Annotated in this window: 14 protein-coding genes and 1 tRNA gene; 6 read left to right on the top strand and 9 right to left on the bottom strand. The window is 53.0% G+C overall.

What is annotated here, in order from left to right; all coding sequences use genetic code 11:
* Nucleotides 1–247: 247 nt before the first annotated feature.
* Entirely contained in the window at nt 248–1846 is a 1599-nt protein-coding gene (locus KSF73_08465; GenBank protein ID MBV1775748.1) for an oligopeptide:H+ symporter, read from the bottom strand.
* Between the two features lie 189 nt (nt 1847–2035).
* Here KSF73_08465 and KSF73_08460 point away from each other — a divergent pair, with 189 nt between their 5' ends.
* From KSF73_08460 to KSF73_08445, 4 genes are all read left to right on the top strand, one after another.
* Nucleotides 2036–2440: a hypothetical protein gene (locus KSF73_08460; GenBank protein ID MBV1775747.1), complete on the top strand. Its 405-nt coding sequence runs from the start codon at nt 2036–2038 to the stop codon at nt 2438–2440.
* A 23-nt stretch (nt 2441–2463) separates the two neighbouring features.
* On the top strand, nt 2464–3636 hold the full coding sequence (locus KSF73_08455; GenBank protein MBV1775746.1) for a hypothetical protein: 1173 nt from the start codon (nt 2464–2466) through the stop codon (nt 3634–3636).
* Between the two features lie 160 nt (nt 3637–3796).
* Nucleotides 3797–4870: a histidine kinase gene (locus KSF73_08450; GenBank protein ID MBV1775745.1), complete on the top strand. Its 1074-nt coding sequence runs from the start codon at nt 3797–3799 to the stop codon at nt 4868–4870.
* 2 nt (nt 4871–4872) lie between these two features.
* The gene (locus KSF73_08445; protein MBV1775744.1) at nt 4873–5658 is read left to right on the top strand and encodes a LytTR family DNA-binding domain-containing protein; all 786 of its coding nucleotides are present in this window, start codon (nt 4873–4875) and stop codon (nt 5656–5658) included.
* A 174-nt stretch (nt 5659–5832) separates the two neighbouring features.
* On the opposite strand, the gene ychF is transcribed toward KSF73_08445, so the two are convergent.
* The 8 genes from ychF to KSF73_08405 all read right to left on the bottom strand — a co-directional run bounded on the left by ychF (nt 5833) and on the right by KSF73_08405 (nt 12890).
* Nucleotides 5833–6924: a redox-regulated ATPase YchF gene (gene ychF / locus KSF73_08440; protein MBV1775743.1), complete on the bottom strand. Its 1092-nt coding sequence runs from the start codon at nt 6922–6924 to the stop codon at nt 5833–5835.
* Nucleotides 6925–7002: 78 nt separating this feature from the next.
* A complete protein-coding gene (gene pth, locus KSF73_08435) occupies nt 7003–7620 on the bottom strand; it encodes an aminoacyl-tRNA hydrolase (protein ID MBV1775742.1) in 618 nt (205 codons plus the stop codon).
* Between the two features lie 125 nt (nt 7621–7745).
* Nucleotides 7746–8321 (bottom strand): 50S ribosomal protein L25/general stress protein Ctc, encoded by a 576-nt coding sequence (locus KSF73_08430; GenBank protein ID MBV1775741.1) that lies wholly within the window; start codon nt 8319–8321, stop codon nt 7746–7748.
* A gap of 93 nt (nt 8322–8414) precedes the next feature.
* Nucleotides 8415–9347: a ribose-phosphate pyrophosphokinase gene (locus KSF73_08425; GenBank protein MBV1775740.1), complete on the bottom strand. Its 933-nt coding sequence runs from the start codon at nt 9345–9347 to the stop codon at nt 8415–8417.
* A gap of 114 nt (nt 9348–9461) precedes the next feature.
* Nucleotides 9462–9538, bottom strand: a tRNA-Gln gene (locus tag KSF73_08420).
* Between the two features lie 14 nt (nt 9539–9552).
* Nucleotides 9553–10410, bottom strand: coding sequence for a 4-(cytidine 5'-diphospho)-2-C-methyl-D-erythritol kinase (ispE, locus tag KSF73_08415; GenBank protein ID MBV1775739.1), 858 nt, complete (start codon nt 10408–10410; stop codon nt 9553–9555).
* 54 nt (nt 10411–10464) lie between these two features.
* Entirely contained in the window at nt 10465–11031 is a 567-nt protein-coding gene (locus KSF73_08410; protein MBV1775738.1) for an outer membrane lipoprotein LolB, read from the bottom strand.
* Complete coding sequence (locus KSF73_08405; GenBank protein ID MBV1775737.1) at nt 11028–12890, bottom strand: tetratricopeptide repeat protein; 1863 nt, start codon at nt 12888–12890, stop codon at nt 11028–11030. Before KSF73_08405 ends, KSF73_08410 begins: the two co-directional genes overlap by 4 nt.
* Before the next feature lie 69 nt (nt 12891–12959).
* Here KSF73_08405 and mutM point away from each other — a divergent pair, with 69 nt between their 5' ends.
* Entirely contained in the window at nt 12960–13787 is an 828-nt protein-coding gene (mutM, locus tag KSF73_08400) for a bifunctional DNA-formamidopyrimidine glycosylase/DNA-(apurinic or apyrimidinic site) lyase (GenBank protein ID MBV1775736.1), read from the top strand.
* A 161-nt stretch (nt 13788–13948) separates the two neighbouring features.
* The gene (locus tag KSF73_08395; GenBank protein ID MBV1775735.1) at nt 13949–15907 is read left to right on the top strand and encodes a dynamin family protein; all 1959 of its coding nucleotides are present in this window, start codon (nt 13949–13951) and stop codon (nt 15905–15907) included.
* Nucleotides 15908–15917 lie beyond the last annotated feature (10 nt).

Here is a 15917-nt window from a genome sequence, read left to right as displayed (position 1 = left end):
CACCAAGCGCCTACGCTTATCGGTTGTATCTTGTTAAAGAGCGGTGCTGATTTTTTCGCTTCGCTGCATTCGTTTCGTTTGCTGCGTCGCGTTCAGCGAGAGGCCGAACTATACGTGGCTTTTAAAAACCAGTCAACACCTTGAGTGAAGATTTTGCGGACTAATTACATAAGTCGTTGTTTTAAATGAAATGAAAAATGCCGCCTATCTGATAGATGAGCGGCATTTCGATCGATACAGAGCGCGCTTACTTCACACCATGCATCCATTTCTTGATCAGCGGGCTCATACAGAGCACAACTACCGCTGCGCCTACGCCAATTTTGGTGGAGAAGGTGAAGAGCTGATCATATTTGCTCAAGGCTTCGGCAACATTGAGTGCAGCCCCCTCAGGAATGTCGATAGCCGACAGCTTACCCAACGCTGCCGCCAGCACCTCGGAGTAAGATGTTCCGAGGAACCAGCCTCCCATCATTACACTGACGACACTTGGCACCGACAACTGGGTAACGGCTGCCAATCCGATTGGGGATAGTAGCATTTCACCGATCTCGAGTACAAAATAGGCAAGTACAAACCACCAGAATCCTGCCAACCCGTTGGCCTCAGGATGATTGGCGCTCCATGAAAGCGCCATAAAGGAGAGCCCGGCGAAAAATAAGCCCAATGCTGACTTAGCCGGCTTGCTCGGATTGATACCGCGCTTCTCGAGTTGCGGCCACAGCCAGGCGAAGACCGGCGACAGCGCAAAGATAAATAATGCACCAAGCGCGGTGAGTTGGCCTGCAGTCCAGTTCACCCCGAATGCCTGACGATTCATCACACGATCAGAGAACAGCAGCCATGATCCATAGGTTTGCTCGTAGAGTACGAAGAACACAAGACAAAAGAGGATAAAGGACAGGACGGCGAACATCTGCTCGCGCTCGACTTTGTTGCAGCGCTTGAAGATAAACCAACCCACACCGGTCAGCAATCCGGCTGTCACCAGATGCATGCTCAGCACCACTGGGCTCGGCTCAAACACGCCCGGAATCAGCTTAAGGAACAGTGAGTGCCCCTGGATCAGCCCCCATACAATTGCCACACCTGCCAATGCACCGGCATAGATCAGCCATTCGCGACGAATGCCAAACACTTTCTCGTGGAGTCGCTCTGGATGGGCGGGTTCCGCATATCCATGAAAGTGCTTCTGCCCCAGCAGGAAGATAATCAACCCTGCAATCATGCCAATACCTGCCGCGCCAAAACCGTAGCGCCAGCCATAGGTTTCGCCCAGCCATCCGCAGAACAGCGATGACAGGAAGGCGCCGAGGTTGATCCCTGCATAGAAAATGGTGAATCCGGAATCACGGCGGGAATCATTATCCGGATATAGCTTTCCAACAATGGTGGAAATATTGGGTTTGAGAAAGCCAACACCCATGATGATGAGCGCCAGCGAGAAGTAGAACACCTGCAACGCCCCCTCATCACGATGCACTACGCCATTCACAAGTGATGCCTGATGCCCTTCAATGGCCATACCCAGATGACCGCAAACCAGCAGGATGCCACCGAAGACAACTGCCTTGCGCATCCCAAGGTAGCGATCTGCAAGCAAGCCGCCGATCACTGGAATCGCATAGACCAAGCCACCATATGCGCCGATTAGATCGAGCCCGTGCTCATCGGTGAATAAGTGGTATTTGGTGAGATACAGCAGAAGGAGTGCCTTCATGCCATAGAAAGAGAAACGCTCCCACATTTCGGTCAGGAAGCAGACATACAGACCTAGCGGGTGACCGAACAGGGTCTTGCCTTCTATGGTTGTGGCGCCCTGTGTATCGGATGACTGAATTTGCATACAGATATTATTTCCATCGTCTGGATATTCAAGGGCGCGAGTGTACCGCTTTGGGGACGTGCACCCAATCATGGCCTGTTTCTCGGATGCAACAGGTAGTTGCCGCCCGTCACGATTGATCGTCTCTTCAAGAATTAAGGTCTATCCATAATTCAGGAACGTGGTACCTCACCATCAAGGAGATCTGGCATGCGCTTCTTACTACTCGCCATGATGACTTACGTCAGCGTCCATGCCGACGTGGTTGTTATTGCCAACCCCAAACAAGCCGGTTTGAAGCTGAATGCCGATCAGGTCGCGAACGCATTCATTGGGAAGAAGGTTTCCCTGCCTGACGGTACTGCGCTCATCCCCCTCAATCAGGCGGAAGGCAAAGCATCTAGATCTGCCTTCTTACAGAAGGTCACGGGCAAGGATGATGCACAACTGAAAGCTTATTGGTCGAAAATGGTTTTTACGGGCAAGGGCGATCCACCGAAGGAAGTCGGTGGGGATGCTGACGTCAAAAAGATCGTTTCCAGCAACCCCAACACCATCGGCTATGTGGACAAATCGGTCGTTGATGCAAGTGTGATCGTTGTGTACAGCGAGTGATCGGGATACTAAGGAGCGTCCTCATGAATAAATACCTCATTTCCGCCCTTGCCCTGGCATTCGCTTCACATGCTTCAGCGATCAACCTGGATGACAGCGGCAGCTTGACCATGACGGGTTTCTATCAGTTGACTGGGGCCAAGGTGTTGAGTGGCACATCAAGCTTTGGCGATACTTGGCAATATCAAAACTGGAACTGCCCCTGCACCATGCAGAACTGGGAATACATAGGCGTCTACGAGAAAGACAAAAGCTGGCAATTTGATCAGGAATCACTAGTTGGCGTTCAGTTTAAAAAGAAATTCAGCGAAACGTTTTCTGCCACTGCCCAGCTGATTTCACGCTCGCATAACACGGCGCACAAGAGTTACACACCTACCGTAGATTGGGCTTATGTATCGTGGAAACCAGATGAAGACTCTGAGTGGACATTGCAGGCCGGTCGTAAGCGCATTCCGCTCTACTACTACAGTGACTACCTGTACATTGGCTATGCCTATCCGTGGGTTCGCCCTGCGCCGGATGTCTATGGCTGGCCCATTTTTACTTATGACGGTGTGAATGCATCCTGGGAGCATTCGTTCGACAGTTCCGGCTGGACGGTTGCGGCCAGTGCATGGCACGGCAACTTCAAGGATGAAAACAACGCCTACGATACGCAAACCTACTATTACTACCCTACCGACGAAGAGTGGAAAAAGATCACGGGTGCGTGGGTAAACGTGAGTAATGGCGTGGTTGAGATCCGGGGCATGCTGATGACACACCGAGCCACGACAACGACCCATAACCCGGACAACACGCAGACAGTCTGGCTGGACAATCAATTTACCCGCATCATGGGCCTTGCAGCCAATGTAGATTACAAGAACTGGATTGTGCGCGCTGAAATCGACAAGTTCTATCAGAAGAATCTCGATCAGGTACAAAACATCTATCGTTACTATCTGCTTGGCGTCGGGTACAAGTTCGGCGACTACACGCCCATGATTACGCAGTCTCACTATATGACCGACCCGCTGCCCGGCGTACCTGCCGAGGGTCGGACAACAACCAGCCTCGCACTGCGCTGGGACTTCTACAAGAACACCGCGCTCAAGGTGCAGTACGATATTTCCAAGGAAAAGTCGACTTATCCCTATCCATTCTGGGGTGATTCCAAGTTGTTATCCGTTTCCTTGCAGGGGTTGTTCTAGTCTCCAGAAACCCCGGTCGCGTCCTGCACTATACGTGCATCCCACCCAGATGTCCCCGGCAACGGGGACATTGTCATTGATGCGCATAGAGCGATTCGATACTTTTTAGCGACTGCACTTTTGCGAGACGGTCACTCACGCGTAAAGTATCGGCATGCTGATGTTGAAACCCCTCCCCAAGCAATCGGGTGCTGATACCCCGCAGTTTAGCCTTCGCCACGCACTGAATGTGCCTTGGTACTTATGGTTGCTGGTATGTGCACTTAATATGTGCGTCGCAGGCCTGGAAGCACTGGAAGATCCTCGCCCCTTTATTTACCCTCTGATCTCGGCACAAGCAACCGGCTTTGCAATTGCACTCTGGGTTTCCTGCTTTAGACCCTGGCGAGCAAATCGTCCCTGGTGGCCACTGATCGTCGCAGTCATTATGGGCACGATTACCGGAATGGCCGTGAATGTGGCCATTAAGATTGGATCCGGACTCTATTCCGCCAATCATTATTTTTCAGGTGCATCGGGCTTGATGGTTGCCGCCTTGTTCACCGGGTTTCACGGGTTATTCGTATCAGCGATGTTTGTCGGACAATTGCGCGAACGCATCCACCTGCAAGCATTGCATGCGTCTGCAGCGGAAAAGTTGCAATTATCCAGACAAGCCATTGCTGCAGAGCTGCGCATGATGCAGGCGCAGGTTGAACCGCACTTTCTGTTTAATACGCTGTCAAATGTACAATTCCTTGTCGAGACAAACCCGCCAGCAGCCGCAATCATGCTGGAGCATTTGACCGCCTACCTGCGGGCGTCCATTCCACAGTTGCGGGAGCAGGAAACGACGCTGGGCAGGGAGATTCGCCTGACCTCATCCTATCTGGCGATTATTCAAATGCGCATGGGAGACCGGATGCGATATGCGTTTGATGTCCCGGAGCAACTCCTCAATACCAGCATGCCACCGATGATGCTGCTATCCCTGGTTGAGAATGCCGTTAAACATGGCATTGAGCCCTCGGAACTGGGGGGGGAGATCATGATTCAGGCGAAATTAGATGGTAGACAGCTTGTGATTGAGGTGCGGGACACTGGATGTGGGCTGTCCCCCACACCAGGACAAGGAGTAGGCTTGATGAATATCCGCGAACGTCTGGATGCACTATATGGGCGGGATGCATGCCTGAATCTGCGTGCAGCATCTCCCGGTGCCATTGCGACACTTACCCTGCCAACGGATGAATAACCATGCGCGACACGAACACCATCCGGGCGCTGATAGCAGATGATGAACCGCTTTTGCGGGATATGCTTAAGCTCAGACTATCTCAAGTATGGCCCGAGCTGCGTGTCATTGCAGAGGCTGGTAATGGTGCCGAGGCCGTATCGCTTTTTGAGACCTGGCAACCTGACATTGTGTTTCTGGATATCAAGATGCCTGTCATGTCTGGTATTGATGCTGCGCGTAGCATAGCCCGGCGTGCACAGGTCGTATTCGTGACGGCATTCGATGACTCCGCCGTTGAGGCATTTAACCAGGGTGCGATCGACTACGTCATGAAGCCAGTCACGGTAGCCCGACTCGCCGAAACCGTAGAACGACTGAAAGAACGCACACAAAAGCCTGCCCAGATTACCCCCGAACTCGAACAGCTGTTTACCTTGCTCGGTCAGCCCAAACAGGCAGGCAACAATAGCAAGGCCGTCGAGCCACTACGATGGATTAAGGGCCTGTCAGGAGAAGACCTGCACTTGGTCGCCATCGACGACGTGATTTACTTTCAATCAGAAGACAAGTTCACCAAAGTGGTCACAGCCACACAATCGCTCACCATCAAAAAGCCCATTAAGGAACTTGTTGATACCTTGTGCGCTGACACCTTCTGGCAGATCCATCGGGCAACAATCGTGAACATTAACAAGATTGCACGAGTCGGGCGAGATCATCGGGATCAACCCATCGTTCACCTGCGTGATCGTCAGGAAACACTGACCGTAAGCCGAGCGTTTGCGCATTTATTCAAGCAGATGTAGGTAAATAGAGCCCCATAGACACCTTTTCTCATACAGCATCGAATATGCTGACTGATCGCCGACCACCCCAGCCAGGGCAGGTTGCGATATATGCCCAAGAAAATGGACGAAGGCTGATCTGCCCTCGTCCATCTTTAGTTTCGCTCTCCCCATATGAGGAGATAGGTCTGGTGATTAGACGTTGAACAGGAAGTTCATCACGTCACCATCCTTCACCACATATTCCTTACCTTCGGCGCGCATCTTGCCCGCTTCCTTGGCGCCCTGTTCACCCTTGTAAGTGATGAAATCATCAAAGGCGATGGTCTGGGCGCGAATAAATCCGCGTTCAAAGTCGGTATGAATGACGCCAGCAGCCTGAGGCGCAGTGTCGCCCTTGTGGATCGTCCACGCGCGCACTTCCTTCACACCGGCGGTGAAGTAGGTCTGCAGACCCAGCAAATCGTAACCAGCGCGAATCAGGCGATTCAGACCCGGCTCGGTCAGGCCCAGTTCGGACAGGAAGGCGGCCTTGTCGTCATCATCCAGATCAGCGAGTTCGGCTTCGATCTTGGCACAGACGGCGACCACAGGCGCACCCTCAGCGGCAGCATGGGCGCGCAGTGCATCCAGATGCGGGTTGTTCTCGAAGCCATCTTCCAGCACATTGCCCACATACATGGCCGGCTTGATCGTCATCAGGCACAGCGGCTTGATCGTCGCCCGGTCTTCTTCACTCAGTTTCAGCGTGCGAGCAGGATTGCCTTCATTCAGATGCGGCAACAGCTTTTCACATACCGCCACCAGCTTTTGTGCTTCCTTATCGCCAGACTTGGCCTTCTTGCCTTCACGTTGCATGGCCTTTTCTACGGCATTCATATCAGCCAGTGCCAGTTCGGTGACGATGACTTCGATGTCAGCCAGCGGATCGACACGACCTGCCACGTGAATCACATTCGGATCGTCAAAACAGCGCACCACGTTCACGATGGCGTCGGTTTCGCGGATATTGGCCAGGAACTGGTTACCCAGACCTTCGCCCTTGCTGGCACCTGCCACCAGACCGGCAATGTCCACAAACTCGACAATCGCAGGCTGAATCTTTTGCGGATTGATAATGGCAGACAGCTGCTGCAGGCGCGCATCCGGCACTTCCACGATACCGACATTGGGTTCGATGGTGCAGAACGGGTAGTTTTCAGCAGCAATACCCGCTTTGGTCAGGGCATTGAACAGGGTGGACTTGCCAACATTGGGCAAACCGACGATACCGCATTTCAGGCTCATGGCATTTCCTTCCGCACCTTGCAGTGCAATCAGTATGGACATTGCCGTGAGGCCATGCCCGAATTCAGGGGATGAAGATCACGCAGGTTTGGCGTTGATCTTCATCGTGGCGCGATTCATCTCACCCTTGAGCAACCATGACAGCGCTGCCAGTGAATGATCAATCGCTCCATGTATCTGCTTTTCCTCTTCCGCGCGTGGCCGGTTCAGCACAAAATCGGCAACCGGCTGATTGAGCTTGAGGGTGCGCGGATGACCGATGCCCAGACGCAAACGCCAGAAGGCGGGCGTACCCAGCATCGCATGAATATCTTTCAGGCCATTGTGGCCAGCATGGCCACCGCCCTGCTTGAGTTTGACATCACCGGGGAGGAGGTCAAGCTCATCATGAACGACCAGCATCTCATCCGGCAAAATCTTGTAAAACCGAGCGAGCGCGGCAACTGCCTTGCCAGACAGGTTCATAAAAGTAGCTGGCTGCAGCAACCAGAGCTCTTGCCCATCTACATTGGCCCGCGCCACCGACCCGAAGAATTTCCCCTCCGGCCTCAGCTGCACCCCCAGATCGTGGGCGAGTGCATCTACCCACCAGAATCCGGCATTGTGACGGGTATCGGCATATTCGGCCCCGGGATTTCCCAGACCAATAATGAGACGGATCGGCTTTACGCCACCCGCTTGCTTGGTTTCACTCACGATATTTTCAACCTGCGCATGTCCTATATGCAGTGCATGCAGCACATACGCAAAAACGGCCCGCGTTGGCGGGCCGTATGATCAGCTAGCTGTTCATCTATTCCGGCCTTGGCCGAGACAGATAATTAGGCAGCAGCGCCCTTCGGAGCGATGATCGACACAACGGTAGCATTGTCGCCGTGAGCCAGAGCCACGAATTCAACGCCTTCCGGCAGCTTGATGTCGCTCAGGTGAACCGAGTGACCGGCTTCCAGATTCAGCACATCCACTTCGATGAACTTCGGCAGCTTGCCCGGCAGGCAGCTGATTTCAGCGTCAACGGTCACGTGGGAGATCTTGCCACCACCGGTCTTCACGCCAACAGCATTGTCTTCGTTCAGGAAGTGGAACGGCACGCGGATGTGCAGCTTGGCGTTCGGGTCAACACGCTGGAAATCAACGTGCAGAACGATTTGCTTCCATGGGTGGTATTGGGCATCGCGCAGCAGAACTGGCTCGGCCTTGCCATCCACAACCAGGCTCAGCACGGAAGCGTGAAACTCTTCCTTTTGCATGGCGTGGTACAGATCCTTGTGGTTCAGTTCGATGGACACAGGGCCTTGGCCTGCGCCGTAAACGATACCAGGTGTGACACCATCCTTACGCAGGCGGCGGCTCGCTCCGGTGCCCTGCAAGGTACGGGTCTTTGCGATAACTTCGATCGACATGTTTACTACTCCACAGTTAAAAAACATGCCATCCGCGACCAGATGGCATGCTATGCAAATCCCGCAACATGCGGGATCTGGAAATCTTTAGTCAACAAACAGGGTCGATACCGACTCTTCGTTGTTGATGCGGCGCAGGGTCTCGGCAATCAGCGGACCAATCGGCACCACACGGATACGGTTGCTGGCGCGGGCTTCGTCGCTCAGCGGGATGGTGTCGGTAATCACCAACTCATCCAGATCGCTGCTGGCGATCCGCTCGACCGCACCACCGGACAGCACCGGATGCGTGGCATAAGCCAGCACGCGCTTGGCACCATTGGCCTTCAGCGCAGCAGCGGCCTTGCACAGCGTGTTGGCGGTATCGACCATATCGTCCATGATCAGACAGGTACGGCCTTCCACATCACCGATGATGTGCATCACTTCAGCCACATTGGCCTTGGGACGACGCTTGTCGATGATGGCCAGTTCGGTGTTCAGTTGCTTGGCCATGGCACGTGCACGCAGTACGCCACCCACGTCAGGCGACACCACCATCAGATCTTCGTAATTCTTGGTGCGGACATCATCGAGCAGCACCGGTGTGGCATAGATATTGTCCACCGGGATATCGAAGAAACCCTGAATCTGGTCAGCATGCAGGTCAACAGTCAGCAGACGGTCAACGCCAGCTGCTTGCAGCATGTTGGCTACCACTTTGGCCGAAATCGGCACACGGGCAGAACGCGGACGGCGGTCTTGGCGGGCATAGCCAAAATAAGGAATCGCAGCGGTAATCCGGCCAGCCGACGCGCGCTTCAGCGCATCTACCATCAGCAGGACTTCCATCAGGTTGTCGTTGGTTGGCTGGCAGGTGGACTGCAGCACGAACACATCACGACCACGCACGTTTTCAAGCAGCTCGACTGTCGCTTCACCATCGCTGAAACGACCTACTGCAGCGCGTCCCAACGTAATATCCAGGTGATTGACAACGGCTTCAGCCAGTTCCGGGTTGGCGTTACCTGTGAAAACCATCAAGCTGTCGAAAGCCATTTTGCGATCCTTGATAAAAAAATAAAGCGTGTAACCAGGATTACACGCTTTATTTTCTGCTTTTATAAGCGACCGGCCATACCGACCACAACGAATTGGCAGGGGAAGAAGGATTCGAACCTTCGCATGTCGGAATCAAAATCCGATGCCTTAACCAACTTGGCGACTCCCCTAAGAACCTGCAAATCTACTGATCAGCAAATCCTGCAAACTTGCCTGCATTGTAGCACTCTGCGACAAAACCGCTCATGCTTTCAGGCTTTAGACTGAATACTTTATCAGCCTCAGCTCGCGTATTAAATGCAGCAAACACACAAGCACCTGAACCGGTCATCATTGCTGGTGCGTACTGGCCAAGCCACTCAATATACTCACCAACTACCGGATACTTCCCAACCGCAACCGCCTGCATATCGTTCCGCAGAACTTTCTGCGTTTCGCCTTGCATCAGCAGGTCAGGAAAGGCCGCTATTGTGACTGGCTTTGAATCGCGCGTCAAGCTTTTTTCTCGAAAAATTTCTTGCGTAGAGATGTGAACCGGAGGCCGCAATACAATATATGCCTGATTTGGAAGCGTTATTTCCTGCAATTGCTCACCTACACCTTCGGCAAACGCATCCTTCCCGAAGATGAAAACGGGCACATCCGCACCGAGTTGCACCCCCAGGCTCATTAGCTCGTTCAGGGGCATATGAATATCCCACAGCGTATTGAGTGCCTTGAGTACAGTGGCCGCGTCGGAGCTCCCGCCCCCCACACCGCCACCCATCGGCAGACGCTTGTCGATTCGCAAGCGACATCCGCGCGTCGTACCGGTTGCAGATTGCAACAGGCGTGCCGCTCGCACCATCAGATCAGACTCGGCCGGCACGCCGGGTAGCGGGTTCTCATGAATGATTTCACCATCACCAGTCGCTTCGATCCAGACGGTATCCCCATGATCCAGCAACCTGAACACCGTTTGCAGCAAATGGTAGCCATCAGCGCGCTGACCAATGATGTGCAGGAACAAATTGAGTTTGGCGGGAGCGAAATAAGGCTTCATATATAGAAACAATGAGGGACGATCAACAAACCGGTCAGCGTAACCGGTTCAGAATCAAGACGCGGGTGAGGTAGTAGATATCTGCCCAAGCTGCCAGTTATAAAGTGCAATACGCACATCGAGCCCCGGGCGACTCAGGAAAATTCGGGAAGGTGCTTCACCAGCCTTCGCATCAGGAAAGCGGATATCCCAGCCATCCTGATGCAGGATACGGGTATCCCCCGCCTCCCAACTGGCCGGACGATCTGGATCGGCCAGACCCAGCAGCCAGAATTTCAGACCATGCGCAGGCATGTCCCATCCAAGCTCGCGCTCGGACAAGGTGCCGATATCTTCTGCGCGACGTTCCTTACCTTCCGCATCAAAGAATGCGGCGTGATGAGGGGTTACTTCTATACGCGCCAGCACTTGCCCAAAACCGTTGCTGATATCTACACGATCATTGCTAAGCTCATGTGTCCAACTGAAATTGCTAGGGAACGCATTTTGTCCCGCTTTATGCACGGACACACGTCCATCGACGGTATAGCGCTGAGGAAGCATGCTCATGGATGAAGGTGGCTTGACTGCGCAGGCGGAGAGCACACCCGCCAGCACAATCGTCAGAATACGATATTTCACTTGCCAGTTAATCTTTGAACAGTTTCACGTAAAACCTGATCATTCGGACTCAACTCCCGCCCCCGCGACCAGACTTTTTCAGCATCTGACTGCTTGCCGCTGCGCCACAGCACCTCACCATAATGCGCAGCCACCTCTGGGTCGGGCATGGCGCTAAAGGCACGTTCCAGCCACACCAGTGCATCCTGAGCCTTGCCTTGCTTATACAGTACCCAGCCCAGGCTATCCAGAATAACAGGATTATCTGGCTCTTTTTGCAGCGCTTGACGGATTAACTCCTCTGCCTCGGCCAGGCGAGTGGTACGGTTTGCTAGGGTATACCCCAGCGCATTCAAAGCCGCCGCATTGTCAGGCTTCTGCTTAAGGTAATCACGCAGATCACGTTCGGCATCATCTACTCGACCGGCCTGCTCAAGCAGCAACGATCTGTCGTACAGCAATTCGGGCCGCTGCGGAAAGGCGATCAGGCCTCGATCCAGCACAGCCAAAGACTGCGCAGGTTGCTTGAACTCCCGCCACGCCTGAGACTCCAATTGGATTTTGCTGATTTTTTCATCATCGCTGCCTTCGGGCATAGCTGCAATGGCCGCCTTCATCGACTCTACATCCTGATTGCGTACGGCAATTTTGATCATGCGCATACGTGCAGGTAAATAGAACTCTCCGGATAGCACACCACCCAGCCTCGTCACGGCATCCTGATCGTGACGTAGCTCATCCGCGCACACACCGAGGTAGTAGAGCACAGCAACTACATTGGGCCCGGGCAAGGTCTGTGCACGGAGCAGCGCACGTTCTGCATCCGCATAACGGCGTAGTTGCAATGCCGACAGCGCGGCGCCAAGTGCCACCTCAGCATCTTCCGGCTGCTTGGTGCCGATTACCTCGTATTCCTTGAATGCCTCTGCAAATTTATTCTGACTCACCAGCTGCTTGGCTAGCGACTTACGCAACTCAAAAGAGTCCGGATGCGCACTCAATGCGGACTGAGCAAATCTGACGATTTCCTCAGCAGGACGTCCCTCCATCATGCGCACCTTTACAATCTGCGCATACTCCCAATTCGGGCGCAGATTCAGTGCCTGATCAATATGGGCAAGCCCATCTGCAATCTGTGCGTTCGCATGCTCGACTATTGCCAGCGATAGATATCCCTCGGCCGTACCCGGATGACGTTCAACGAGAGACCGCACCTGCTCGACCGCCTTCGCCTTATCCGAAAGCTGAGCCAGTTGCGCCGATACCTGCAGCATGATGGTGCCCTTTTCTGCAGGCAGCATCGCCAGCAGGGTATCAGCATCCTGCTGAGCCTCTTCAAACTTCCCCGCCCTCGCCATCAACGTAAAATGCGCATGAACGGGTGCAATTGTTGTGCTATCCAGCTTCCGCCAGATTGTCGCGGCTTCGGCTGCAGCGCTCAGATAACCACCCGCCGCAGCCACTTCCAGCGCACGTTGCGCCACTCGCGGATCGGGATTGCTGCGAGCCATTTCCAGCCAAACACCTGTGGCGAAATCGAACTCCCCCCTCTGCGCAGCAATATCCGCCAACAATGACCTGAAGAGAAACTCTGGCGTTAACACCTGCTTGGGGTAGCGATCAGCATCGCTTGGCACGGCTGCAGATTCGACGGGCGAAGCATCCACCTGCCTGTCGGACTCAGGTCGAGCGACCTCTGCCACTCGCGCATTCGGCGCCGGGATCGACGCACAGGCAACCAGCGCACATGACAATGCACTCGCTACAAGACGCTTGGAAGAGGCTGAGATAGACGGCATGAAGTATCCAGAGAGCGGGAATCGTGACAGATGGGCCATGTTATAGTTGTAGCAGACTGGTTTCAAGCGGTGAAGTTGCATGGCGCCTCTCCCGAAATCTGCGACTCGAATTGAGTCCTTTCATAACATATAGCAAATGGGTGGCCTGGTATGCCTGAATTACCCGAGGTGGAAATTACACGCAGAGGCATTGCTCCGGAAATTGAAGGCGCAATGATTCTCGACGCGATTGTCCGCAATCCACGCCTGCGCTGGCCAATACCGGATCATTTTCCATCCCTGGTGCAAGGCAGAACCATTTTAGCCGTCAAACGCCGCGCAAAATATATTCTAATTGAACTCGACCACGGATATCTCGTTTTACATCTGGGTATGTCGGGCAGTTTTAGATTTGTAACGCATGACACACCCATCGAAAAGCATGATCACGTAGACCTGATTTTCAAAGCTGCGCACGGCGGCACGTCCATCCTGCGCTACCGCGATCCTCGGCGATTTGGTGCGATATTATGGACCGACACCCCTCAGCATCTTCATCCTCTGCTCAGCAAGCTTGGTCCCGAGCCGCTAGGCGATCTGTTTGACGCAGCTTACTTATCCGCAATCTGCCATAGGTTTTCCCGCCCGATCAAACAACTGATCATGGAGGGTGAAATTGTCGTCGGCGTAGGCAATATCTACGCCAACGAGGCATTATTTCTGGCACGTATCCAGCCCTTACGCCCGGCACACTCGCTCAGCCGAGATGAGGTCGAACGACTCGTTAGCAGCATTCGGCAAGTATTACAGCGCGCAATCGAAACAGGGGGCAGTACATTGCGGGACTTTCAGGATGCCAAAGGCAAACCGGGCTATTTTCAGCAAGAATATAATGTCTATGGGCGCAATGGCTTTAATTGCCATATATGTAATACCACTATCATCAGCAAACACCTCGGCGGCAGACATACATTCTGGTGCGAAAAGTGCCAACACTGAAGCAATCGAGACTGGATGACAGCTTGTTAGATGCATCCAATATGATAGATTGCTATCCTTAGACCAATCGTCCATGGACGGGCAATATTCATATCATTATTTGCCCCGCCAAAGCACACCTGACAGGCGCCCAACCTGCACCTGACTTTCCGGAGAATCACATGTCCAACAATCATCTGGTCGCTGACTTTGAAGCATATAGCCGTTGGCGTAGCGGACTGATCCGTCAAATCAGTGATTTCCAGCGCTGGCTGCAAGAACAAGACCTCAACGATGCACAAACCGGCCTGCGTATTCAGCATTTGCTGGACAAATTGCATGAAGACAAACTGAACATTGCGTTTGTGGCGGAATTTTCACGCGGCAAATCCGAGCTGATTAACGCAATTTTCTTTGCTGAATATGGGCAGCGTATTTTGCCCTCGTCTGCCGGCCGCACCACGATGTGCCCGACAGAGCTGTTATATGACGCAAGTCGCCCAAACTGCATCCAGCTTCTGCCAATTGAAACCCGGGCCACCAATACCACTACGTCAGAATATCGCCGCTACCCGGATGAGTGGCATACGCTGCCATTGAATACCGAATCTGCAGAAGACATGCAGGCAGCCTTTCAGGAAGTCGGTCAAACCCGTTGGGCTACATTGGACGAAGCGCGCTCTCTAGGTCTGTTCGATGATGAAGATCCAGACCTCAAACTCACCATTCGCGATGGCAAAATCGAAATTCCGTGCTGGCGCCATGCAGTGATCAATTTCCCGCATCCTTTACTGGAAAAGGGTCTCGTCATTCTGGACACCCCGGGTCTGAACGCAATTGGTACCGAACCTGAGCTGACCCTGAATCTGCTGCCCAATGCACACGCCATCTTGTTCATTCTGGCCGCAGATACCGGCGTGACCAAATCCGACATAGAGGTATGGCGCAATCACATTAGCCGAGCCCCCGGCTCGCGACGTGGGCGCATCGTGGTATTGAACAAAATCGACGGTTTGTGGGATAGCCTGAAATCAGAATCCGAGATCAATGCCGAAATCGACAAGCAGACCAACCAAAGCGCTACCCTGCTTGGCATTCATTCGGATCAGGTGTTTCCAGTATCTGCACAAAAAGCACTGTATGCGAAAATTCATGAAGATGCGGCCTTACTTGACCGAACCCGATTGATGGCGCTGGAGTATGCGTTATCTGACGAATTGATCCCTGCAAAGCAGGAAATCGTACGCGATAACACATTAACTGAAATAGAGGATCTTGCGCTGGCGACGCGCGCCATTCTGGACGCACGCCATGCAAGTATTCGCGAGCAACTGACAGAATTGGGCGCGCTGCGCGGCAAGAACCGTGACGTCATCGAATCAATGCTAGATAAAATTCAGGATGAAAAGCAGCACTTTGAAAAAGGCATGGTTCGTTTTCAAGCCCTGCGGAGTGTGTTTACGCAGCAAACCAATACACTGTACAGCCACGTATCAGTAGATAGACTAAAGAAGCGCATCAACGAGGCACGCACCGATATGCAACGTGCCAAGTTGTCTACTGGTATTACCGGTGCAATGCAACGGTTCTTCCGCGACATTAATGGCGATATTTCTAAATCTGCCGAGCAAGTCGCTGAAATTCAAGCCATGATGGCTGGCATGTATCGTCGGTTCAGTGAGGAACACGGCTTGGTCAATAGCAGCCCGCCTCCATTCTCGACACTCAAGTATCACAAAGAAATCGCTCGTCTTGAAAAGAGTTTCAATGAGCATTTCAACAATCTGGGTACGATTCTGACAACCTCGCAGAACACCATGACTAGCAAATTTTTCGAAACAATTGCCAGCCGTATCCTGCATGTTTATGAAGTTGCCAATCGCGATATTGATCACTGGTTAAAAGCAGTGATGGCGCCCATGGAAACTCAGGTACGTGAACACCAGATTCAACTGCGTCGCCGACTGGAAAGTGTCAAACGTATTCACAAAGCAACTGATACACTGGAAACTCGTATTAATGAACTTGAAGAGATTGAATCGACCATTGTGCAACAGCTGAGAGAAGTCGATATTCAACTGAAAAAGGCATATCTGGTACTCAATCAACCTTCAGGAAGCGAACTTTCAACCTCAAGCTGATAGTCTTCAA

The organism is Burkholderiaceae bacterium DAT-1 (assembly GCA_019084025.1).
GTDB lineage: Bacteria > Pseudomonadota > Gammaproteobacteria > Burkholderiales > Chitinimonadaceae > DAT-1.
The sequence above is the reverse complement of the archived record's forward strand: the minus strand, read 5'-3'. Positions and strand labels throughout refer to the sequence as shown.

Coding starts and splice junctions, on each gene's coding strand:
- KSF73_08465 (MBV1775748.1), bottom strand. CDS start 1,846: ATGCAAATTCAGTCATCCGATACACAGGGCGCCACAACCATAGAAGGC.
- KSF73_08460 (MBV1775747.1), top strand. CDS start 2,036: ATGCGCTTCTTACTACTCGCCATGATGACTTACGTCAGCGTCCATGCC.
- KSF73_08455 (MBV1775746.1), top strand. CDS start 2,464: ATGAATAAATACCTCATTTCCGCCCTTGCCCTGGCATTCGCTTCACAT.
- KSF73_08450 (MBV1775745.1), top strand. CDS start 3,797: ATGTTGAAACCCCTCCCCAAGCAATCGGGTGCTGATACCCCGCAGTTT.
- KSF73_08445 (MBV1775744.1), top strand. CDS start 4,873: ATGCGCGACACGAACACCATCCGGGCGCTGATAGCAGATGATGAACCG.
- ychF (MBV1775743.1), bottom strand. CDS start 6,924: ATGAGCCTGAAATGCGGTATCGTCGGTTTGCCCAATGTTGGCAAGTCC.
- KSF73_08425 (MBV1775740.1), bottom strand. CDS start 9,347: ATGGTTTTCACAGGTAACGCCAACCCGGAACTGGCTGAAGCCGTTGTC.
- ispE (MBV1775739.1), bottom strand. CDS start 10,410: ATGAAGCCTTATTTCGCTCCCGCCAAACTCAATTTGTTCCTGCACATC.
- KSF73_08405 (MBV1775737.1), bottom strand. CDS start 12,890: ATGCAACTTCACCGCTTGAAACCAGTCTGCTACAACTATAACATGGCC.
- mutM (MBV1775736.1), top strand. CDS start 12,960: ATGCCTGAATTACCCGAGGTGGAAATTACACGCAGAGGCATTGCTCCG.
- KSF73_08395 (MBV1775735.1), top strand. CDS start 13,949: ATGTCCAACAATCATCTGGTCGCTGACTTTGAAGCATATAGCCGTTGG.